Origin of the sequence: Pseudomonas sp., from assembly GCF_026224925.1 — a bacterium.
In the GTDB taxonomy this organism is placed as follows: Bacteria; Pseudomonadota; Gammaproteobacteria; order Pseudomonadales; family Pseudomonadaceae; genus Aquipseudomonas.
This window is the reverse complement of the sequence record NZ_JAMFRV010000070.1, coordinates 1-20,334: the sequence shown is the minus strand read 5'-3', so window position 1 is coordinate 20,334 and position 20,334 is coordinate 1. Positions and strand designations below refer to the sequence as shown.

At 57.1% G+C, this 20,334-nt stretch carries 17 protein-coding genes and 2 pseudogenes; 9 read left to right on the top strand and 10 right to left on the bottom strand.

The features are described from left to right. Together M0974_RS03170 and hrpB are read right to left on the bottom strand one after the other, a co-directional pair. A partial coding sequence (locus M0974_RS03170; protein ID WP_297832669.1) for a site-specific integrase occupies positions 1-1,229 on the bottom strand: 1,229 nt, incomplete at its 3' end. A gap of 88 nt (positions 1,230-1,317) precedes the next feature. Next, entirely contained in the window at positions 1,318-3,825 is a 2,508-nt protein-coding gene (gene hrpB / locus M0974_RS03165) for an ATP-dependent helicase HrpB (RefSeq protein ID WP_297832667.1), read from the bottom strand. A gap of 133 nt (positions 3,826-3,958) precedes the next feature. Between hrpB and M0974_RS03160 the strand changes: the two genes are divergently transcribed. Both M0974_RS03160 and M0974_RS03155 read left to right on the top strand, forming a co-directional pair. Beyond that, the gene (locus M0974_RS03160) at positions 3,959-4,381 is read left to right on the top strand and encodes a polyribonucleotide nucleotidyltransferase (protein WP_297832664.1); all 423 of its coding nucleotides are present in this window, start codon (positions 3,959-3,961) and stop codon (positions 4,379-4,381) included. 14 nt (positions 4,382-4,395) lie between these two features. Further along, positions 4,396-5,292, top strand: a complete 897-nt coding sequence (locus M0974_RS03155) for a cation diffusion facilitator family transporter (RefSeq protein ID WP_297832661.1) — start codon at positions 4,396-4,398, stop codon at positions 5,290-5,292. Positions 5,293-5,328: 36 nt separating this feature from the next. Here the strand turns inward: M0974_RS03155 and M0974_RS33290 are convergent, their stop codons facing one another. After that, positions 5,329-6,063, bottom strand: coding sequence for a DUF6515 family protein (locus tag M0974_RS33290; RefSeq protein WP_367278946.1), 735 nt, complete (start codon positions 6,061-6,063; stop codon positions 5,329-5,331). A gap of 18 nt (positions 6,064-6,081) precedes the next feature. Between M0974_RS33290 and M0974_RS33285 the strand changes: the two genes are divergently transcribed. From M0974_RS33285 to M0974_RS03140, 3 genes are all read left to right on the top strand, one after another. Continuing rightward, entirely contained in the window at positions 6,082-6,552 is a 471-nt protein-coding gene (locus tag M0974_RS33285; protein ID WP_367278945.1) for a hypothetical protein, read from the top strand. A gap of 452 nt (positions 6,553-7,004) precedes the next feature. Continuing rightward, positions 7,005-7,484: an Lrp/AsnC family transcriptional regulator gene (locus tag M0974_RS03145; RefSeq protein WP_297832654.1), complete on the top strand. Its 480-nt coding sequence runs from the start codon at positions 7,005-7,007 to the stop codon at positions 7,482-7,484. A 64-nt stretch (positions 7,485-7,548) separates the two neighbouring features. Further along, the gene (locus tag M0974_RS03140; protein ID WP_297832651.1) at positions 7,549-7,758 is read left to right on the top strand and encodes a DUF2788 domain-containing protein; all 210 of its coding nucleotides are present in this window, start codon (positions 7,549-7,551) and stop codon (positions 7,756-7,758) included. A 27-nt stretch (positions 7,759-7,785) separates the two neighbouring features. Here the strand turns inward: M0974_RS03140 and M0974_RS03135 are convergent, their stop codons facing one another. From M0974_RS03135 to M0974_RS03120, 4 genes and pseudogenes are all read right to left on the bottom strand, one after another. After that, on the bottom strand, positions 7,786-8,421 hold the full coding sequence (locus M0974_RS03135; RefSeq protein WP_297832649.1) for a pseudouridine synthase: 636 nt from the start codon (positions 8,419-8,421) through the stop codon (positions 7,786-7,788). Positions 8,422-8,494: 73 nt separating this feature from the next. Next, positions 8,495-9,967, bottom strand: a complete 1,473-nt coding sequence (amn, locus tag M0974_RS03130) for an AMP nucleosidase (RefSeq protein ID WP_297832646.1) — start codon at positions 9,965-9,967, stop codon at positions 8,495-8,497. Positions 9,968-10,251: 284 nt separating this feature from the next. Next, complete coding sequence (locus tag M0974_RS03125; protein ID WP_297832643.1) at positions 10,252-11,895, bottom strand: acyl-CoA dehydrogenase family protein; 1,644 nt, start codon at positions 11,893-11,895, stop codon at positions 10,252-10,254. Positions 11,896-12,101: 206 nt separating this feature from the next. Further along, a pseudogene (locus M0974_RS03120) lies at positions 12,102-14,027 on the bottom strand (sensor histidine kinase); the annotation flags it as partial. A gap of 406 nt (positions 14,028-14,433) precedes the next feature. On the opposite strand from M0974_RS03120, the gene M0974_RS03115 reads away from it, so the two are divergent. Together M0974_RS03115 and thiE are read left to right on the top strand one after the other, a co-directional pair. Next, positions 14,434-15,231 (top strand): hydroxymethylpyrimidine/phosphomethylpyrimidine kinase, encoded by a 798-nt coding sequence (locus M0974_RS03115; protein ID WP_297832640.1) that lies wholly within the window; start codon positions 14,434-14,436, stop codon positions 15,229-15,231. 37 nt (positions 15,232-15,268) lie between these two features. Beyond that, positions 15,269-15,895 (top strand): thiamine phosphate synthase, encoded by a 627-nt coding sequence (thiE, locus tag M0974_RS03110; protein ID WP_297832637.1) that lies wholly within the window; start codon positions 15,269-15,271, stop codon positions 15,893-15,895. 10 nt (positions 15,896-15,905) lie between these two features. Here thiE and M0974_RS03105 read toward each other — a convergent pair whose 3' ends face one another. Both M0974_RS03105 and M0974_RS03100 read right to left on the bottom strand, forming a co-directional pair. Then, positions 15,906-16,433 carry a methylated-DNA--[protein]-cysteine S-methyltransferase gene (locus tag M0974_RS03105; RefSeq protein WP_297832634.1) on the bottom strand — a complete coding sequence of 176 codons (528 nt, stop codon included), beginning with the start codon at positions 16,431-16,433 and terminating at the stop codon, positions 15,906-15,908. Beyond that, a complete protein-coding gene (locus tag M0974_RS03100; protein ID WP_297832630.1) occupies positions 16,430-17,875 on the bottom strand; it encodes a DNA-3-methyladenine glycosylase 2 family protein in 1,446 nt (481 codons plus the stop codon). Before M0974_RS03100 ends, M0974_RS03105 begins: the two co-directional genes overlap by 4 nt. Positions 17,876-18,056: 181 nt before the next feature. Between M0974_RS03100 and hemL the strand changes: the two genes are divergently transcribed. Further along, entirely contained in the window at positions 18,057-19,340 is a 1,284-nt protein-coding gene (gene hemL / locus M0974_RS03095; RefSeq protein ID WP_297832627.1) for a glutamate-1-semialdehyde 2,1-aminomutase, read from the top strand. Between the two features lie 295 nt (positions 19,341-19,635). Continuing rightward, positions 19,636-20,184, top strand: a complete 549-nt coding sequence (locus M0974_RS03090; protein ID WP_297832624.1) for a tetratricopeptide repeat protein — start codon at positions 19,636-19,638, stop codon at positions 20,182-20,184. 47 nt (positions 20,185-20,231) lie between these two features. Here the strand turns inward: M0974_RS03090 and M0974_RS03085 are convergent. Continuing rightward, positions 20,232-20,334 (bottom strand): annotated as a pseudogene (locus tag M0974_RS03085) (DUF1820 family protein); the annotation flags it as partial.

Genomic DNA, 20,334 nt, shown 5'->3' with positions numbered 1-20,334 from the left:
TAGGTGAAGTCTTTTGAAAACTCAGAGGAGGCGCTTTTCATTAGCTTCTTTTTAAGGGTATCGGTCACCGCACCAAGTGGTCTCGTTTTAGAGAAACGATACCGAGGGTCAGTCGATGCCATATAGTAACAATTAGCTTGCTCAGACAAAAAAACATACATTTCGTCCTCAGCTATTCCTTCAAGCCCAGGAAAATTCAATGAGTAAGCATTTTGAAACTTCTGACGTCGCCTTTTTGCATAGGGACTTCTGACATACACGAGCAAGTCTTCAGCCAGTTGTTTAGGCAGATGCAGAGTTTGAGGCTTACTGTTTTTTGTATCAATCCCTGTTCCAGGCCCGGCTTTTAATTGGTACGTTCCATCTGACTGAAGTTTTCCTTTGATCAGCGCCTCGACGTGCTTGACTCTCAGCGTTAAAACAGTTTGCTTTCTGGCTCCTGTCATCACCGCGAAAAGCATGATCAAACGCTCTTGAGCGCTCCAACTCTCTGATTGGATAATATCTATCAACTCTGCAAGCTGCACATTCGTCAAAGGCCTTAAACATTCACCTTCATCGTCTACAAAGCCCGGGGGTATACTTTTATTTTTGCTATAGCTCTGTGTCTGGCTTCTTTTTTCCACCGTAATTCGTCTAGAGATTCCGTACGAATTTTCAATACTGATATTGATTTCTCGGACTGTATCAACCCGAGACATATCTATATCATGCCAATACTTAGAAACGAACTCATAGAAGTTATAAACGACACCGGTGTATTGGTTAGATACCTGTGCGCCGCGCTCAGACATGTCTAATAAATGGCGATGATATCGATAGGTCGGTCGCTGCGTTAAACGCCTACCAGAAAAATCAAGCCAGTTAATATTATTACTTTCACAAAACATCAAATAATCAAGCAAACGACTTGCTTTACGCCTTGCCTCGTCTGTAGGGCGACTGTTCAAATGCTTGTCTTTTACAAGATTGAGTATGTATGAATTAGCTTCCCTCCACGGTTCACCATTGCGGTGAAAGAGAAAGGGAAGATTGAATATACTTCGAGATATTTCGTCACCAAACGAATCGTTAACTTGATAGCCATGAACTAAACAATTGGCTCCATTAATCGTGATAGGTATTGCACCCTCAGGCTCTTCACCAAAATGGAGATCTGCAAAAGCTTCCCAGACTTGAGGAATTACAACCAACCGACCTCTGTGAGCCGGATTCTCGAACGTGGCCACCAAAACACCTCATCATGCGAAGGTGTCAATCATGAACGTTGAGCGATTAGCTTTCAAGGGAAAGTGTCAATCATTGAACGTATCACGATCAAGCAATTTTGCGTACGTCGCGTGATAGCTTGGGATACCGCCCCTTCAAGTCCTTCTTCACCTCGGCATAGGTGCTGCGCCAGAAGTTGGCTAGATCCTGCGTCACTTGCACGGGGCGGCGAGCCGGTGACAGCAGGTGCAGTTTGATGATTTGCCGACCACCAGCAATGCGCGGAGTGTCGGCCAAGCCGAACAGCTCTTGCAGGCGCACGGCAAGGATCGGTGGGTGCTCACTGTAATCCAGGCGCACTGAAGACCCAGACGGGACATTCAAATGATGCGGCGCCAGTTCATCCAGGCGTTGCGGCAATGGCCAAGGCAGCACGTTGTGCAGGATCGACGACAGGTCCAGATTGCCAAAATGGCTGAGTCGCGACACTTTGCCCAAGTACGGCATCAACCAGTTTTCCAGCGTCGCCAACAACGCGGCATCACGCACATCCGGCCATTGACTGTCAGGCTGGTTTTCCAAATCGAGCTGCCGCAACAGCGAAACCCGCGCCTGCCATTGGCGCAGCTCCGGCGTCCACGGCAATAGCTCTAACCCCTTGCGCCGCACCAGCGCCAATAACGCTTGGCTTCGAGCGGTTTCGTCGAGCCCCGTTAACGGTTCGCGACTTAAAATCAGCTCGCCGACTTTGCGCTGACGCTCGGCGCGGAACACGCCTTCGCGCTCATCCCACTCCAGAAAGTCGACCGCCGTCACTTGCTCGGCCAATACCGAATCAAACAGCGCCGGATCAAACTCCGCGGCCATGTAGATGCGCTCTTCACGCTGTCCTTGGCGACTGCCCAAATCGGCGACCACTAGCCACGGCTGTTTCATCAACGCATCGGCCTCGGAGAACAGCGCCGCGCGACCATTGGCCAATCGGTATTCGGCGCCGCCAGCACGCCGTTGTTGTGCGACGCGATCCGGGTAGGCGAATGCCAGCAAAGCGCCAGGCCAGCGCGGGTGGTCAGGGTCGCTGACTGGAGCAGTCGAAATGCCGCGCTGTTTCTGCAACAGCCCTCGGTATTGCCGCGATAACTGTTTCGCCCGCTGCACGCCACCCTGAGCGCCACGGGCTGCACGCTCCGTACCCGCGAGTAGGGTCAGCCGACTGTGCAAATCGGCGCCGGCACCGCGCAAAATATCGCGTTCGCCCAACAATGCCGCGACGTCGCAGGCCAACTCGCCCAGCCCAAGCGCCTGCCCTCGCAGCAGTAAATGCGCAATACGCGGGTGCGCGGGCAGTTCAGCCATGGCTTGGCCGTGATTGGTAAGTTTCCAATCTTCGCCCGGTTTCTGACTCAATCCATTCAACCGAGCGAGCAGATCTTGAGCTTGGGAATACGCCGCAGCCGGTGGTAAATCGAGCCACACCAATTGCGCCGGCGTGACACCCCAACGCGCCAGTTGCAGCGCGAGGCCAGCCAAGTCCGCTTGCAGAATTTCTGCCGTGCCGTATGCAGCCAACTGGTCATGCTGCGCCTCAGACCACAGGCGATAACACACGCCGGGCTCCAAACGACCGGCCCGTCCTGCACGCTGAGTAGCGCTGGCGCGGGAGATACGCTGGGTATCAAGGCGAGTCATGCCGCTACCGGGATCAAAACGCGGCACCCGCGCCAGCCCGGCATCAATCACCACGCGCACGCCATCGATGGTCAAACTGGTTTCGGCGATGTTGGTCGCCAACACCACTTTACGTACGCCTTTCGGTGCTGGTTCGATGGCTGCACGCTGGGCGTTCAGGTCCAGTTCGCCATGCAACGGGCACAGCATAATGTCGTGCCGCTCGCCTAGCGCGTCGGCCAGTTGTTGATTCACCCTGCGGATCTCTGCTTGCCCCGGCAAAAACACCAGCACACTGCCGGACTCACTACCGATGGCATCGAGCACAGCCTCTACTACCCGAGGTTCGATGAACTCGCCAGGCTGAAACGGCCGCCCCCACTGCATCGCCACCGGAAACATCCGCCCATCGCTGCGCAACACCGGTGCATCGTCGAGCAAGCTGGACAAGCGCTCACCCTCCAGCGTCGCCGACATCAACAGAATCTTCAGCGGCTGCTCGTCACGAAACAGCGCGCGACCGTTGAGGCTCAAAGCCAAAGCCAGGTCAGCGTCCAAACTCCGTTCATGGAACTCATCGAAGATCAGCAGCCCCACACCTTCCAGCGCTGGATCGTCCTGCAAACGACGGGTGAGGATGCCTTCGGTGACGACTTCGATTCGGGTAGTCGGGCCGACTCTGCTTTCCAGGCGAATGCGATAACCCACGGTTTCACCGACCTTCTCGCCCAGCTCACTTGCCAGCCGCTCAGCCGCCGCCCGCGCCGCCAACCGACGCGGTTCGAGCATCAGAATGGTTTGCCCGGCAAGCCACGGCTCGTGCAACAAAGCCAACGGCACACGGGTGGTTTTACCGGCACCGGGCGGTGCTTCAAGCACCGCTTCATGGCGCACGGCCAAGGCTTCACGCAGGGCGGGCAGGACAGCATCGATGGGCAGGGAAATCATGGCGGCTCCAGAACAAGCCGGGAAGTATACGAGGCTCACAGCCGCATTACTCAATCGCACGAAGCACCGCGCCAATAGTCTTAGCTACGAAGCATTTGCCTTGTATAGTTGCCCTTTCTCTCAGGAGTTACTTATGCGCATACCCTCCCGTTTCATCGGCGGCGTTCTGGTCGCTGCTCTGCTGACTCAAATGACCGCTTGCGGCAGCATTTTCTTTCCGGACCGACGCGGTCAGATTGACGGCAAGGTCGATCCCTTGATCATCGGTCTGGATGCTATCGGTTTGTTGTTCTACATCGTTCCCGGCCTGATCGCGTTCGCGGTCGACTTCACCACCGGCGCGATTTACTTGCCTGCTGGTAAGACTGCTCAGGTCAATCCGGAAAAACTGCGGCCTGCCGTCAACGCTGACGGCAGCATCGATAACAGCAAATTGCAGGCGATTCTTGAAAGCGAGCTGGGCCGCAGCTTGCCGCTTAACGATCCGCGCTTGATCCAGCACCGTGGCAGTGCGCAACAACTGGCGATGTTCGGCCTGTTGCCGCCTTCCGCCTGATTCAAGGAACAGTCATGAACATCAGCACCGAACATGAACGCTTGTTGCGTCTGGCGACCCGTGCGTCGCTAGTTGTCGCGAGCATTTTAATCGTCGCCAAAGGCATTGCCTGGTGGCTCAGCGGCTCAGTGAGTCTGCTGGCGGGGCTGACCGATTCGGCGCTCGACGGCGCCGCGTCGTTCCTTAACTTGCTCGCGGTGCATTACGCGTTGCGACCTGCCGATGATGATCATCGTTATGGGCACGGCAAGGCTGAGGCGCTGTCCGGTATCGCCCAATCGCTGTTTATTGGCGTGAGTGCGGTGTTGATCGCCTATCAGGCAATCGAGCGGATTTTGCATCCAATGCCTTTGGGCGCTCCCGGCCTGGGCATTGCGGTGATGCTGTTGTCGATTGTGCTGACCGTGGCGCTGTTGATGCTGCAACACAAAGTCATCCGCGAGACCGGCTCGACCGCCATTCGTGCGGACTCGCTGCACTACCGTTCGGACCTGTTGCTCAACGCCAGCATTTTGTTGGCGTTGATCCTGGCGGTGTTCGGTTGGCAGCAACTGGACGCCTACTTTGGTCTGGCGATTTCCGTTTATATCTTGTGGAGTTCAATCCAGATCGCACGGGAAACCGTGTCAGTGTTGATGGATGAAGAGCTTGCGCCGGACATTAGCCTGCGCATGTTAAATCTGGCGCGAGACGTGCCCGGCGTCCTCGGCGCCCACGATCTGCGCACGCGGATATCCGGTAACCACTGGTTCGTTCAGTTGCATCTTGAATTGCCGGGGCATTTGACGCTGACGGTTGCCCACGCATTGTGTGATCGCGTGGCCGACGCCATTGAAGATGAATACCCGAAAGCCGAGGTGCTGGTGCACGCCGACCCTCGAGAAGTCGTCACGAAAACAGCCGTCGTTTGACGGCTGTTTTTACGTGCCCAACTGCTGGCTTAGCCGTTAGTTGACGCTGTAGCCGCGCGCCACCAAACAACCGCCCATTGCGCGCCGATAGACATCGACGACTTGGGGTGAAGGCGCATACGTCACGGACTGTGGATCAAAGCCGCTCTGATTGACGCCGTACATGTGGCAGTCATACATGTCTTGCTGTTGCTGCTCTTGGCTCTGGCCGTTGGCAGGATAAGCCGTTGGGTCATAGCTGTACGACGCTTGTTGCTGCGGCGGAGCATCTGGGGTGTAAACCGGCTCGGCCCCTTGCGGCGGCTCGGCGACAACATAGTCCTGCGTATCCTGCTGGTACAGGTAGTAAGTGCCTGCCGCCACAAAGAACAACGTACTGCCCAACCACACTTCCTGCGAATACGACGGCAACTCGTGAACGCGAATCCCGCGTGGCGGCTGCACGATCACATAGCGTGGGCCTTGTGGGCGATACCAGTAACCACCAGAGTAAAAGTAGTCCTGACCATGCCAGCCGACCCGCGAATGGCCACCGGGAATGCTGTTGATCACATAACCAGGGCGATATTGCGGACCTGGGCCCCATCCATTGCCATGCCCGTCCGGGCGACCATGCCAACGGTCATTGCCGGGGCGACCGTCGCCACCACCCGGCCGAGGCGGTGCACCACCACCCTGCCAATGTTGATTGTTACCCTGACGATTGTCTTGGTTGTTGCCTTGGCGCGGCTGTGATTGTCGCACTTCATCAGGACGACCCTGAATGGGCAAGCGCGCAGGTTCCTGCTGATGTTGCTGCCCCTGCTGCTGGCGTTGTTGATCCTGCTGCCGCTGCTGCTGTTGAGCCTGCTGCTGGCGTTGCTGGTCTTGCTGCTGGCGCTCTTGTTGCTGCCCCTGCTGCTGGCGTTGCTGGTCTTGCTGCTGACGCTGTTGTTGCTGCACCTGTTGCTGCACCTGTTGCTGGCGTTGCTGGTCTTGCTGCTGACGCTGTTGTTGCTGCACCTGCTGCTGGCGTTGCTGGTCTTGCTGCTGGCGCTGTTGTTGCTGCCCCTGCTGCTGGCGTTGCTGGTCTTGCTGCTGGCGCTGTTGCTGCTGCTCTTGTTGCTGATGTTGTTGTTGCTGTTGCTGTTGCTGATGTTGTTGCTCACCTTGAGGACGGCCAGCTGGGCGTTCATGATTTTCGCCCTGCCCATCATTACCTTGGCCTTCAGCCAACGCCTGGGCGCTGATACTCAAACACAGCAAACTAACACCTGCTAAACGCCAGATGCACGATTTCATGCTTTCCTCACTGTGGTGCAAATGCCCATTGATAAGACTGCCTAGTGGATGCGCCATAGGGCAGCACTCTAACAGTCCATTCGACAGCGTGCGGACGCTTTTAGTAGATGTCGCGCACAATAAAAAAGGGAGCCTGCTGGCTCCCCTTTGAAATCGGTCCGTGCTCAACGCTTTTGACGTCGGCTCACATCACCCCTCTTCTGGACAGTGTGTAGCCCGGTGGCCTGACCAACCCTGTTGGGGTGGCGGCCGCAGCTGACCTGATTCGGAGAGCCGCGCTGGACGCTATGTCCGGGCAGTGATTCTGTTAATAAGAATAGGCCTGAGGCGCTAGCAACGGATTGCGAATATTGCTTATAAAAACATCGCTTGCGCAATTTTTAACTTCATATCCATAATCCAGCGCAATAGATCTTGGAAAGGTGAGAACTGTGAGCAAACTCGACAGATATGACCTGAGCATTTTGGCTGAATTGCAACGTGATGCCCGGATCTCCAATCAAGAACTGGCCGAGCGCATTGGCCTGTCGCCTTCGCCCTGCTCTAGACGGGTCAAGCAGCTTGAAGACGATGGTTACATCTCCCGTCAGGTGGCTCTGCTGGACCGTAAAAAGCTCGGCCTGACCCTGACGGCCTACGTGCTGATCGGCATGGACCGACACACCCCAGAGCGCTTTGAGCACTTCGAGCAGCAGATTCGCAACCTGCCGCAAGTGCTGGAATGCAGCCTGGTCACAGGAATGGATGCCGACTATCAGTTGAAAGTAGTCGTGCCAGACATGGACCACTATCAGAAGCTGCTGCTGGGTCATTTGACCCGCATTGAAGGCGTCACCAGTGTGCGATCCAGCTTTGTACTGAACCAGGTATTGGCCAGCACTGAACTACCGTTGACGCACCTGCGACCTTAAGCGTAATACGCAGCACCTCAGGCGTTGCGTATAATCGTCGGGCATCGCCTATCGGCTGGAGAGAATGATGAACGTAGACCCCGCAATCTTTGAAGAGTGGATGATGACGATCCTGGTCACCATCCTCGTCGGATTCATGGGTTTTATTGTTTGGGACTTGGCGAAGAAGTCCAAAGCCGGCAAATTCGGCACCATCATCCTGTTCTGCGTATTGGGGTTGGGGATTCTCGCGTTTGTGATCAAAAGCGTCGTGATTGCGTTTCTTGAGGCGTGATATCGATTTCGCGCAGCAACACAAATATCACAACTTCGCTGGCACTTCCCGCCACTGCCCTTGCGCCAGCCCTTCAATGGTCCAGTCACCAATGCGCACACGCACCAAGCGCAATGTCGGCAGCCCCACGGCGGCGGTCATGCGGCGGACCTGTCGATTGCGACCTTCTTTGATAACCAATTCCAGCCAGCTAGTCGGCAGGTTCTGTCGGAACCGTACCGGTGGAGTGCGCGGCCATAATTGCGGTTCGTCCAACTGACGCACCTGCGCTGGCAAGGTCGGGCCATCGTTCAGTTCGACGCCATCACGCAGCCGCTGTAACTGCTCCTCGGTCGGCTCGCCGTCGACTTGCACCCAATAGGTTTTCGCCAACTTATGTTTAGGATCAGCAATCCGCGCCTGTAACTGACCATCGTTGGTCAGTAGCAATAATCCTTCACTGTCCCGATCCAGGCGCCCGGCAGGGTAAATACCGGGGATATCGATGAAGTTCTTCAGCGTTGGGCGCCCTTCTGCGTCGCTGAATTGCGTCAACACATCGAACGGTTTATTGAACAGAATCAGTTTAGGTTCGGCAGGCGGGGCTTTGGCGACGCGGCGCTTTTCATTGCTCGGTGAACCAGTGGCAGAACGGCGCGGTGCGGGACGTTGGGTGCGGGGCATGACGGTCAATATTCGAAAACAGAAAGGGCCACTTTAGTGGCCCTTGGCGTAAATACCTAACCGAACCGCTTAATTACCGGAACGGTGGCTCGTCGAAGCTGCGCAATTTACGTGAGTGCAGTGAGTTAAGCTGCGTGCGTAACAGATCGACTGCCGCGATGCCGATTTTCAAATGCTGGCTGACCGCACGCTCATAGAAGGCGTTAGCCGAGCCAGGCAATTTGATTTCGCTGTGCAACGGCTTGTCCGATACGCAAAGCAAAGTGCCGTACGGCACGCGCAAACGATAACCTTGAGCTGCGATAGTGCCACTTTCCATGTCCACCGCGACCGCACGCGACAAGTTGATCAGCGGACGTTCCTGTGCCCAACGCAATTCCCAGTTACGGTCGTCGTAAGTGAGAACAGTGCCGGTACGCAGGCGCTTTTTCAGGTCGTCGCCACGTTCACCGGTGATCTGCGCAGCGGCTTCTTGCAGCGCGAGCTGCACTTCAGCCAATGCCGGAATAGGAATGTTTGGCGGTACAACCCGGTCGAGAATACCGTCGCGGCGCATGTAGGCGTGAGCCAACACATAGTCGCCGATGGTCTGCGACTGGCGCAGGCCGCCGCAGTGGCCAATCATCAACCAGCAATGCGGACGCAGCACCGCCAAGTGGTCGGTGATATTTTTCGCGTTGGACGGCCCAACCCCGATGTTCACCAGCGTAACGCCGTGACCATCAGAGGCAATCAGGTGATAGGCCGGCATTTGATAGCGATGCCACACCACGCCGGCGACCACTGTCTGCGCCTCGTCATGGCTCATGTTCTTGTCGACAACGACGTTACCCGGGAAGACCATGCGCACGAAACGCGGATCGTCACGCAGTTGGTCAAGGCCGTGGGCGATGAACTGGTCGACGTAGCGGTGGTAGTTGGTCAGCAAGATCCACGGCTGCACATGGCGCCAGTCGCTGCCGGTGTAATGCACCAAACGGCGTAAAGAGAAATCCACCCGGGCGGCGTCGAACAATGCCAATGGCAACGGGTCGGTGTTGGCCCAATCGTAGAGGCCGTCGGCGATGCCGTCTGTGGCAGCAGACAAATCAGTGCTCGGGAACACGCGCGCGAGGGCAGCAGCAGTTACGCCGGAACCGGCCAGCTCATCGCCCTGCTCGACCACGTACGGATAAGGAATATTTTGCTCGCTGACGCCCACCGTTACCGTGACGGTAAATTCGTTCATCAACGGCCCCAATTGCTCAAGCAAATAGGCGCGAAAAGACGATGGATGGGTCACGGTGACGCTGTAGGTGCCTGGCAGCTGGACCTTAGCGTAGGCACGAGTGGTCAATGGCACTTCGCCGTGGGAGATATAAACCAGGCGTAATTCTGGGTAACGGAACAGTTCACGCTCAGCCGCCGTCGGTTCGACGCGGTCTTTGAGATAACGCTTGAGCGCCTGGCTCAGCGCAGTGGTAGCACGTTCGTGCAACACGGCAAGACGGTCTACAGCTTGCTCGGCAGTTTCAACGACAATAAAAGCTTCGGTCACGTTACACATCCTGTCTGATCTTGCAGACTTGTATCTTGCCTGCATCTCAGCGTGGGGGCCAAGGTTTCCGCGTTACGCCGCGATCGCTAGCCCTGTAGGAGCGAACTTGTTCGCGAAGGCAACATCGCGGTACATCAGACAGACCGCGCCGCCTGCTTCCCGAACAAGTTCGGTCCCACAGATTTTCGTGCGTGGCGCTGGACCTGCGTGGTCCATAAATCGCGTAAGCCAGCGGGTTGCCGAGAGTCCCTGAGCCATACACCCAGTACATTGCCTCGCCAACAAGTTGGCTCCTACAGCGGGGACGAGCGTGCGACCAGTGCAGCGACGTCGACACCCCTTGGAAGCGCGCCGTACACCCGACCTGCCGAGCCCAGTCGGCTGCTGATAAAACCATCACTGACGCTTGCATTACCCGCTTCAAGCAACAACTTTGCCTGCAGGGCGATGGCGATATCTTCGGTCAATTGCCGGGCACGGTATTGGATGTCGCCGGTGTCCTTGAACGCGGTCTTCAGGTGTTCGATATGCCCGGCCAATCGCTTATCTCCGTGGCCATCGCCCAGTTCATCGAATAAGGCATCCAGTACGCCCGGCTCTTTTGACAACGCACGCAAAACGTCCAGACATTGCACGTTGCCAGACCCTTCCCACGTCGAGTTGACCGGGGCTTCACGGTACAGACGCGGCAGAATACTGTCTTCGACGTAACCGGCACCGCCCATGCATTCGGCGGCTTCGTTGATCATCGCGGGTGCGCGCTTGCAGATCCAATACTTGCCCACTGCCGTTACCAAACGGGCGAAGCGGCCTTCCTGTGAGTCTTCAAGGTGGTCCAAGGCGCGGCCCATACGCATTGTCAGCGCTAGCGCCGCTTCGCTTTCCAGCGCGAGATCGGCCAGCACGTTTTGCATCAGCGGTTGCTCACTAAGCACCCTGCCGCCGACGCTGCGGTGAGCGCAGTGGTGTGCCGCCTGGGTCAAGGCCTGACGCATCAAGGCGCTGGAGCCAATCATGCAATCAAAGCGAGTCATGGCGACCATCTCGATAATGGTCGGTACACCACGACCTTCTTCGCCGAGCATCCACGCCAGAGCGCCGCGAAACTCGACTTCGCTGGATGCGTTGGAGCAATTGCCCAGTTTGTTTTTCAGACGCTGGATGTAAAACTCATTGCGCGTGTCGTCCGGCCGATGGCGCGGCAGCAAAAAGCAGGTCAAACCCTTATCGGTCTGGGCGAGGGTCAGGAAGGCATCGCACATCGGCGCCGAGCAGAACCATTTATGCCCCACTAGTTCGTACGCTTGGCCCGGACCGCCGGCGCCCACAGGATAAGCGCGCGTGGTGTTGGCGCGGACGTCGGTGCCGCCCTGTTTTTCGGTCATCGCCATGCCAATGGTCGCACCCGCCTTGTGGCTGATTCCGACGTTACGCGAGTCGTATTCAGTGGCCAGGATTTTCGGCAACCAGATTTCAGCCAGATCAGGCTGGATTTTCATCGCGGGCACGCTGGCGAAGGTCATCGTCAGCGGACAACCGCTTCCTGCCTCGGCCTGGCTGTGCAGGTAACTCATGGCTGCGCGCGCCACATGGGCACCGGGCTGTGGGTCGGTCCATGGCAACGACGGAATACCGTGTTCAACGGCGGTGCGCATCAGTTCGTGATACGCCGGATGAAACTCCACCAGATCAATCCGATGCCCGTAGCGGTCATGGCTTACAAACACCGGCTTGTTTTCATTGGCCAGAAAACCAGCCGCCATTAATGGACCACCGGCCAGCGCACCGTAGGTATCGATTCGCGACTGCGCCCAACCAGCGCCGTACCGCTGCGACCACTCTTGCAGCGGCAGGTCGATACGATAGAGGTTCACGCCATCCAGCGACGGTGGTTGGTTGGTGACTTCGTGGGTCTCGGCGAACTGATGCAGGTTCATGAAGGCGCTCCTGTCTGCCCGGACGCGCCAGGAGGACACGCCTATAAGCCCAGTGAATCATGCTCAGCTCGGCTTTTCAAAGCGGCATATCGGACTTCGGTACCGGCACTTTCACCCATGCCGATCTGTAGGAGCTGCCAGACTTGTTACTTACTATAAAATGCCGACGATCGAAGTTGTGGCTCCGCTTCAGAAACGCTCAGCGGGACCCTGAGCGTGAAGCAACTGCCGCAACCGAGTTCAGATGCATGGTTCAAGGTGCCGCCCATCAGTTCCACCAGTTGCCGACAAATTGCCAGCCCTATTCCCAAGCCGCTATATTCTCGGGTCATGGAGCTGTCGATCTGGAAGAACGTCTGGTAGAGGGTCGCTTCATCCAAACGACTGAAGCCGATACCGCTATCGAGCACTTCGATCTGCACATGCGGGGTTTGCGGGTCACTGGAAATGCCGGTAACCCTCACGCTGACGCTGCCGACTTTGGTGAACTTTATCGCATTGTCCAGCAAGCACCCTACGCACTGCTGCAATTTGCCGACGTCGCCCAGCAGGCTGTCCGGAAGGTCCTCGTCCAGTTCGATGGCGAACCCCAAATGCTTCACCTGAGCAACACCTACGTACTGCCTGCGTAAATCCGACACTAGCCGACGCAGGCTGAATGTCTCGTTGACGGCGTACAGCTTGCCTGCCTGCAGCTCGGTCAGCGTCAGAATGCCGTTGACCATGCCCATCATGTCCTGAGCAGAGCGGGCGGCGGTCCGCTGATACAACTCTAGCTCGCTGTCCATCGGCGTCATCTGCATTAACTCCAATGAGCCGATCACGCCATTCATAGGCGTGCGCAGCTCATGAGTTAGCGTCGCAAGAAATTCGTCTTTCAAGCGGTTACTGGTCGCCAGCTGCTGGTTTACCTTTTCCAGCTTCTGCCCGGCCTCCAGCAGTATCTGCGCCTGCTGCTCGCGCATCATGTTGATGCGGTCGGCCAGCGCTAGCGACAGCAGCGCCACCTCCAGTACCGAGCCTATTTGGCTGGAGTACATGGTCAGGAAGTTATTGGGCAGATAACCCAGCAGCATGACCGCGTTAATCAAGCCACCTGTCAGGAACACCGACCAGGCAACGATGTAGTAGCGTGCCACGCGCAGCCCGCGCACTTTGGCAGTGATGCCGGTGGCGATGATAACCAAGGTAAACAGCAGTACCAGTCCCGTCGCCAACCTCAAGGCCACGCCGTAATCCATGGCCACTGACAACACCATCACCAAGGCGGCAAAGGCCATCATCGACAACAAAGAGCGATCAAGCCAGCGACTCAGCGTGGCCGTTTCCAGGAAGTGCCGTGAGAACTGGCTGGCAAAGAATACCGCCGAACCGATCAGAAACGGCGTGGACGCGTTCGCCCACCATGGGTTATCGGGCCAGAAAAACTCGATGCCCGCGCCGTTGACTGAAATCTGATACAGCCCGAAAGAGCCGATATAGAGGATGTAGTACAAATAGCTGGTGTCACGCACGCCGATGTAAATGAACAGGTTATAGACCAGCATCCCTAGCAACATGCCGTAAATCAGCCCAAGCACATATATGCGCGCCGGCTGTGCTTCGATGTACGCATGACTGGACCAAAGGACGAGCGGCGCCTGAATCGAACCGTGGCCGGCAACGCGCACGTAGAAGGTCTTGACGTGATCGGGAGGCAGGTTCAAGTCGAAAAGAAAGTTGTTCTGTTTAATCTGGCGGCTCGAGAACGGCAACATATCCCCGGTCCTCCACGTCAGCTGAAATTGTCCCGTCTCGTTCGCCGTGTATAGATCGACGTGGTCCATGGGCGGATAGCCCATTTCCAGCAACCAATCGCGCTGCGCATTTGCCTGCTTGGGACGAAACTGCAGGTCGACTTTCAACCAGTAAGCCGACAGCGAATAACCGGCATTGAGTGCGTCGGCATTCTGGTCGCGAAAACGCCCCTGCATCTCAGGGGAGCTGACTTGCTCAATGGTCGCGTCGCCCGCCACATCTTCGAACACTTGAACCGCTCGGCCCAAAGGCAAGGTTCGGGTGGTCTCATCAAACTCGATCGCAAAAGCCATAAGCGGCAGCCAAGCGGCCAACATAATCAATAAATAGCGCATACAGCCCCAGCGTGGCCCGTCTGACTGGTCGAAAAGCCTCCTTCCCTATGAGACGACAACAGCCTGCAGATCCGATAATTGGTGTAAAAATAAGTAAGCACGGTGCAACACCGACTTTATCGTATAAGCCTATTTTTTATAAACGCACCGGGTTTCCTGCAAGTAAAGCACTGCACTGTACAGACCGTCGGTCAGAATCCGTGGAGCATAGCGGCGAATGGCTATATCGCACCACTTTTTTTAGAGGTGGTGCAACGGCTCTAAACCGGGCATTACAGCGAACATTGATTAATCCGATGATGCAGGCAAGCTGATAGTCGCTAGATTGACGTTTGCGCAAACAAATGAAAAAAATCCTGTACTCGCGAGCGGCCCCGCAAAAAGTTTGGTGGTAAGCTCGCGCACCATGACTATCTATAGCTCCCGCCCCGTTGTCCTCTGTCTCTCCGGCCACGACCCTAGTGGTGGCGCCGGCCTTCAGGCAGATATTGAAGCCCTTCTCGCTCAAGGCTGCCATGCCGCACCGGCAATCACCGCCTTGACCGTGCAAGACACCGTTAACGTCACCGATTTCCGGGTGCTGGACCGTGAGTGGGTGTTGGCGCAAGCCAATGCGGTGCTCAACGACTCCACCGTGGCAGCGGTCAAGCTGGGCATGCTCGGCTCGCTGGAAATGGTCGACACCGTGGTCGAGCTGCTGCTGGAGCATCCGCATTTACCGTTGGTGTGCGACCCGGTATTACGCGCTGGCGGCGGCGGCCGGCTGGGCAAAGACGAGGTGGGCTACGCCATGCGCGAGCGGCTGCTGCCCCTGGCCATGATCGCGACGCCTAACCTGCCCGAAGCGCGCATCTTGGCCGAGCTGCCTGAAGGTACTGCGGATGAATGCGCAGAAAAGCTGCTGCCGTTTTGCAAACATCTGCTGATTACCGGTGGCCACGGCGACGAAGAACTTATCCACAACCGCTTGTACATCCGCGGTGGCGAAACACACACGTTTACCTGCCAACGTTTGCCCGGCAGTTATCACGGTTCAGGCTGTACGTTGGCCAGTGCCTTGGCAGGCCGTTTGGCGCACGGGGAAAATCTGATCAGCGCGGTGCAATCGGCGCTCAACTACACTTGGCGTACGCTACGCGACGCGGAACAGTTGGGCAAAGGACAATTCGTACCACGCCGCCTGCCACTGGATTTTTGCTCGTAACGCTACGCCTTGGGGCCAGACTGATGAAGCTACAACAATGAAATTACGTGGCCTGTACGCCGTCACCGACAGCCAATTGCTGGCTGGCAAATTCTTGTCTTATGTCGAAGCTGCCCTAGAGGGTGGCGTCACGCTGCTGCAATACCGAGACAAAAGCAGCGATGAAGCTCGCCGCCTGCGTGAAGCAGAAACCCTGCTCAGGCTGTGTGAGCGCTACAAGACCCAACTGATCATTAACGATGACGCCGAACTGGCAGCACGCCTTGGTGTTGGCGTGCATTTGGGACAGACCGACGGCTCACTGCCTGCTGCCCGTGCACTGCTACGACACAAGGCGATCATCGGCGCGACGTGTCATGGACAATTGGAACTGGCCGACCAGGCCAAGATGGATGGCGCGAGCTATATCGCGTTTGGACGGTTTTTCAATTCAAACACCAAACCAGGTGCGCCTGGCTGCAACCTCGATTTGTTGGATCAGGCTCGCGCCCGCTTCCCCGTGCCGATTGCAGTGATCGGCGGCGTCACCCTAGAGAACGCCGCGTCACTGGTGGAGCACGGCGCCGATTTGCTGGCGGTGGTTCACGGCCTGTTTGGTGCTGATAGCACTGCGGAAGTCACCCGCCGTGCAAAAGCGTTTAATGCGCTGTTCAAACCAAGCTGATTCAGTGCTATCAGTTCGAACTCATCAGTTTGAACTCGGACCCGGCGGGCCTGCCGTTCATGTTTTCCAGTGACAGCAGCGCCTGCTTGCGATCGACCCCGCCCGCGTACCCGGTCAAGTCTCCGCTACTGCCTATCACCCGGTGGCAAGGGACGATGATCGACACAGGATTCCTGCCATTCGCGGTACCCACTGCTCGGGAATGGCCGCTGCTCAACCCCATGTTTTTTGCCATCGCGCCGTAGGACACGATTTCGCCGTAGGGGATCAACAGCAATTGCTGCCAGACCAAGCGCTGAAACGGGGTGCCGCGCAACCGCAACGGCAGATCGAACACCCTTCGTTCGCCGCTGAAAAATTCCGCCAGTTGTTCCCGCGCTTGGCTGACCACGCGTGGCACCGAACGCTCGTGCGCAGCCGCAAACACCAACTCGGGGTAATATTTCTGCCCCACGAAGAACACCCCGGTCAGTGCGTCATCTTCGGCGCGCAAGGCGATGTCGCCCAGCGGGCTCAACGCTAAATATCCTTGAATCATGATTTTGCTGCCTCGTGTTGTCGCCACAGATGCACAGTGGCATAGGCTCGCCATGGCGCCCACTGGTTGGCGTGTTCGTTGAGCAATGCCGCCGCCGTAAAGCCGAGATGCTTTTTCAGCACTGCATCACCTTCCGGGAACGCATTTGGCCAACCCAGTGCGCGCATGGCGATGTATTGCACTGTCCACTCGCCGACTCCGCGGATATGTCGCAACGCTGCTAACGTGCCTTCAAGAGGGACCAATGGCTCCAAGGCTATTCGACCGGCCGCAACTTCTTGCGCCACCGCGATGATCGCTTCGGCGCGGATACGAATCAGGCCGGTAGCGATCAAGTCCTCAGGCAACAGTTGGGCAATCGTATCGGCGGTCGCAAATGCATGGGTCAGTCCAAACGGTGCCTCTGCAACTGACGTTCCGAACCGCTCGGCAATGCGACCCAGCACAACCCTGGCGTTCGCCACGGAAATTTGTTGCCCGACGATGGCTCGAACCGCGACCTCGAAGCCATCAACGGCCCCGGGAACGCGCATGCCCGGTAAATCAGCAGCCAACGCACCGAGGTGCGCGTCCACCAGATCAGGTCGGCAATGGGTATCGAACATTCGCCGAACACGCCCTAGAAGCTGCGCAATCGCACATTGCAGCGACACCGAAACGGTCACCATCAAGGTATGCCGAGACGGCGCATGCTCGACCGTTATCCAGCCGGTCAGCTGACGTCCAGCGTGTTCAAAAGCGATGCTCCGTGCGTAAATATCGTCACCCACGTGCTCGACGCCGCGGACCTGACGATGAGCCAGAAACGCTAATACGCCGGCCCAGGCAAACGGCGGCCGATAAGCCAACTCAAACCGCAAGGTATCTGAACGCGGCGCAACACTGGTCTTTCTGAGCCGCAAGGGATTCAAACCGTATTGCGACTGGAACAACCCATTGAAGCGCCTGACGCTGCCGAAGCCTGCAGCCAGCGCCACCTCGGTAACCGGCATTTGTGTGTCGGTCAGCAATCGCTTGGCGATCAACAGCCGCTGAGTTTGCGTGTATTCGGTCATCGACACGCCGAATTCTGCTTCGAAGATCCGCCGCAGGTGCCGTGTGCTGATGCCCACCCGGTCAGCCAGCGCTGAGAGATTTTTGCCGTTCAGGAAGCCTTCTTCGATCAAGCGCGCGGCAGCCTGTGCCAGCCCACTGGACAGGTCCAACACACCGTGACCGGGCGCCAGTTCTGGACGGCAGCGCAGGCAGGGTCGAAAGCCTGCATGCTCTGCAGCGGCAGCGCTGGAATAGAAGGTGCAGTTCTTGGCCAGTGGCGCGCGCGCCGGGCAAATCGGACGGCAATAGATACCCGTCGATGACACGCCCATGAAAAACCATCCATCAAAGCGGCGGTCACGAGCGACAAAGGCGGCGTAGCAAACCAGTGGATCGAGAGTGTTCATGTGCCGGACTGTAATAGAGGTGCTTGGAAAAGTCTGGCCAAATTCGGACATGTATAGCCCTGGACGACGTAGGTATAATCCGTCCCCTGCACATTCTGGACAACCGCCTACGTCGACCAGCAACGCATGCCGCTGTGATCTACGCAGGACAAATTCCTGATTTAAACGCTGAGACCCCATCATGTCCCGTTCTGAAACCCTGTTTGCCAACGCTCAAAAACACATCCCTGGCGGCGTCAACTCGCCGGTTCGCGCCTTCAAAAGCGTGGGCGGTACGCCACTGTTCTTCAAGCACGCGGCAGGCGCTTACGTCACCGATGAAGACGACAAGCGTTATGTGGATTACGTCGGCTCCTGGGGACCGATGATTCTCGGCCACAGCCATCCGGAAGTTCTCGACGCTGTGCGTAAGCAATTGGAGCACGGCCTGTCGTACGGCGCGCCCACTGCGCTGGAAACTGAAATGGCCGATCTGGTGTGCGCTATCGTGCCGTCGATGGAAATGGTGCGCATGGTCAGCTCCGGCACCGAAGCGACCATGAGTGCGATTCGTCTGGCCCGTGGTTTCACCGGTCGCGACAGCATCATCAAGTTCGAAGGCTGCTACCATGGCCATTCCGACAGCCTGTTGGTCAAAGCCGGCTCCGGCGCGTTGACCCAAGGCGTACCCAGCTCGGCTGGCGTACCCGCAGCGTTCGCCAAGCACACGCTGACCACCGCGTTCAACGACATTGATGCAGTTGCGAAAATGCTCGATGAAGTTGGCGACGAAGTGGCGTGCATCATCGTCGAGCCCGTCGCTGGCAACATGAACTGCGTACCACCTGCCCCCGGTTTCCTCGAAGGTCTGCGCACCCTGTGCGACAAACACGGCGTGGTATTGATTTTCGACGAAGTGATGACCGGTTTCCGTGTTGCACTGGGCGGTGCTCAGGCGCACTACGGCGTAACGCCCGACCTCAGCACCTTCGGCAAAATCATCGGCGGCGGCATGCCGGTTGGCTGTTTCGGCGGCAAGCGTGAAATCATGTCGCAGATCGCACCACTGGGTCCGGTTTACCAGGCCGGGACCTTATCGGGCAATCCTCTGGCCATGGCTGCGGGCTTGACCACGCTACGCTTGATCAGCCGTCCAGGCTTCCACGATGAATTGAGTGCGTTCACCACCCGCTTGCTCGCCGGCCTGCAACAACGCGCCGACGCGGCAGGCATTCCGTTCGTGACCACTCAGGCCGGTGGCATGTTCGGCCTGTATTTCAGCGACGCCAAAAACATCGTGACCTTCAATGACGTGATGACCAGCGACGCGGATCGCTTCAAGCGCTTCTTCCACCTGATGCTTGATGGCGGCGTGTACCTGGCGCCGAGCGCATTCGAAGCCGGCTTCACCTCAATTGCTCATGGTGAAACCGAACTGCAACTGACACTGGATGCTGCTGAAAAAGCGTTTGCTGCGCTGAAGTAAGGCTACGGCCGATCTCCTGTAGGAGCTGCCGAAGGCTGCGATTGACCATAAAATGGTCGTTGTGAATTAAATCACTGAAGGTTGTTCCAACCTTATCGCAGCCTTCGGCAGCTCCTACAGGGTGTTATTGACAGTTTCAGCAAGCGTTTTCCCCCGCAAAATCAGGCACATCAAGCCCGTGCAGCAGAAATTCCGTAAAGACTTTGTAAGGTTGGCCCTGCTTATTTCATAATGTGCCGCCAGCGCGTTCTGCTGGACGGGTACGCCCGCACCTTTTAGAGGTAAGTCGATTCCCATGAACCGCACCGGCCGCGCCCTTGCTTTGGGCTGCCTGTTGCTTCTTCATCCCCTGCTGGCGAATGCAGGTGGCAACTCGTTGTTAATCCCAGCGGTGGGTCGCTGCACCCTCAATACTCAGCCAGACAACCTGCCTGAAGCATTGGCGGTATGCCAAAAGGCCGCAGAAGCCGGGGATGCACAAGCACAATTCGAGTTGGGACAGTTTTATTACGACGGCAAAAATACGCCTCGTGACCTTGCTCAAGCACTGAATTATTTCGAAAAGGCGTCGCTGCAAGGCCATGCCCAGGCGCAATATCGGCTCGGTTTAATGTTTTTCCACGGCGAAGGCGTTCAAGCCAATAACATTCAGGCGTATATCGTGCTGAAGATGGCGGCCGTCAACGGTTCGGAAGAGGCGCTGGACAGCGCTGATGAAGTGTCGTCGAAAATGAAGCGCGATGAACTGGAAGTCGCTACCCAGGTACTGGGGCAAATTTTCCGCAATTACCTGCAAGAGCTGCAAACGGCTGAAGGTCGCACACCGTTCGCTCCACTGCCTTGAGTCGCAGATCGACTCTACGACTCCTGAATCTACAGCTCTGAAAAGCCTTACTTGTCCGGCATTGGCATCGGGAACGGCATAACGTTGCTCGTGCCCCGCGCTTCACTGATCTTCGGTGTGCCCATGCGCTCGACTTCGTCGATGCGGAGG

What these genes read in the sequence shown, in the direction of transcription:
- hrpB (WP_297832667.1), bottom strand. Translation starts at nt 3,825, where the DNA reads ATGATTTCCCTGCCCATCGATGCTGTCCTGCCCGCCCTGCGTGAAGCC.
- M0974_RS03160 (WP_297832664.1), top strand. Translation starts at nt 3,959, where the DNA reads ATGCGCATACCCTCCCGTTTCATCGGCGGCGTTCTGGTCGCTGCTCTG.
- M0974_RS03155 (WP_297832661.1), top strand. Translation starts at nt 4,396, where the DNA reads ATGAACATCAGCACCGAACATGAACGCTTGTTGCGTCTGGCGACCCGT.
- M0974_RS33285 (WP_367278945.1), top strand. Translation starts at nt 6,082, where the DNA reads ATGTTGCTGCCCCTGCTGCTGGCGTTGTTGATCCTGCTGCCGCTGCTG.
- M0974_RS03140 (WP_297832651.1), top strand. Translation starts at nt 7,549, where the DNA reads ATGATGAACGTAGACCCCGCAATCTTTGAAGAGTGGATGATGACGATC.
- M0974_RS03135 (WP_297832649.1), bottom strand. Translation starts at nt 8,421, where the DNA reads ATGCCCCGCACCCAACGTCCCGCACCGCGCCGTTCTGCCACTGGTTCA.
- amn (WP_297832646.1), bottom strand. Translation starts at nt 9,967, where the DNA reads ATGTGTAACGTGACCGAAGCTTTTATTGTCGTTGAAACTGCCGAGCAA.
- M0974_RS03125 (WP_297832643.1), bottom strand. Translation starts at nt 11,895, where the DNA reads ATGAACCTGCATCAGTTCGCCGAGACCCACGAAGTCACCAACCAACCA.
- M0974_RS03115 (WP_297832640.1), top strand. Translation starts at nt 14,434, where the DNA reads ATGACTATCTATAGCTCCCGCCCCGTTGTCCTCTGTCTCTCCGGCCAC.
- thiE (WP_297832637.1), top strand. Translation starts at nt 15,269, where the DNA reads ATGAAATTACGTGGCCTGTACGCCGTCACCGACAGCCAATTGCTGGCT.
- M0974_RS03105 (WP_297832634.1), bottom strand. Translation starts at nt 16,433, where the DNA reads ATGATTCAAGGATATTTAGCGTTGAGCCCGCTGGGCGACATCGCCTTG.
- M0974_RS03100 (WP_297832630.1), bottom strand. Translation starts at nt 17,875, where the DNA reads ATGAACACTCTCGATCCACTGGTTTGCTACGCCGCCTTTGTCGCTCGT.
- hemL (WP_297832627.1), top strand. Translation starts at nt 18,057, where the DNA reads ATGTCCCGTTCTGAAACCCTGTTTGCCAACGCTCAAAAACACATCCCT.
- M0974_RS03090 (WP_297832624.1), top strand. Translation starts at nt 19,636, where the DNA reads ATGAACCGCACCGGCCGCGCCCTTGCTTTGGGCTGCCTGTTGCTTCTT.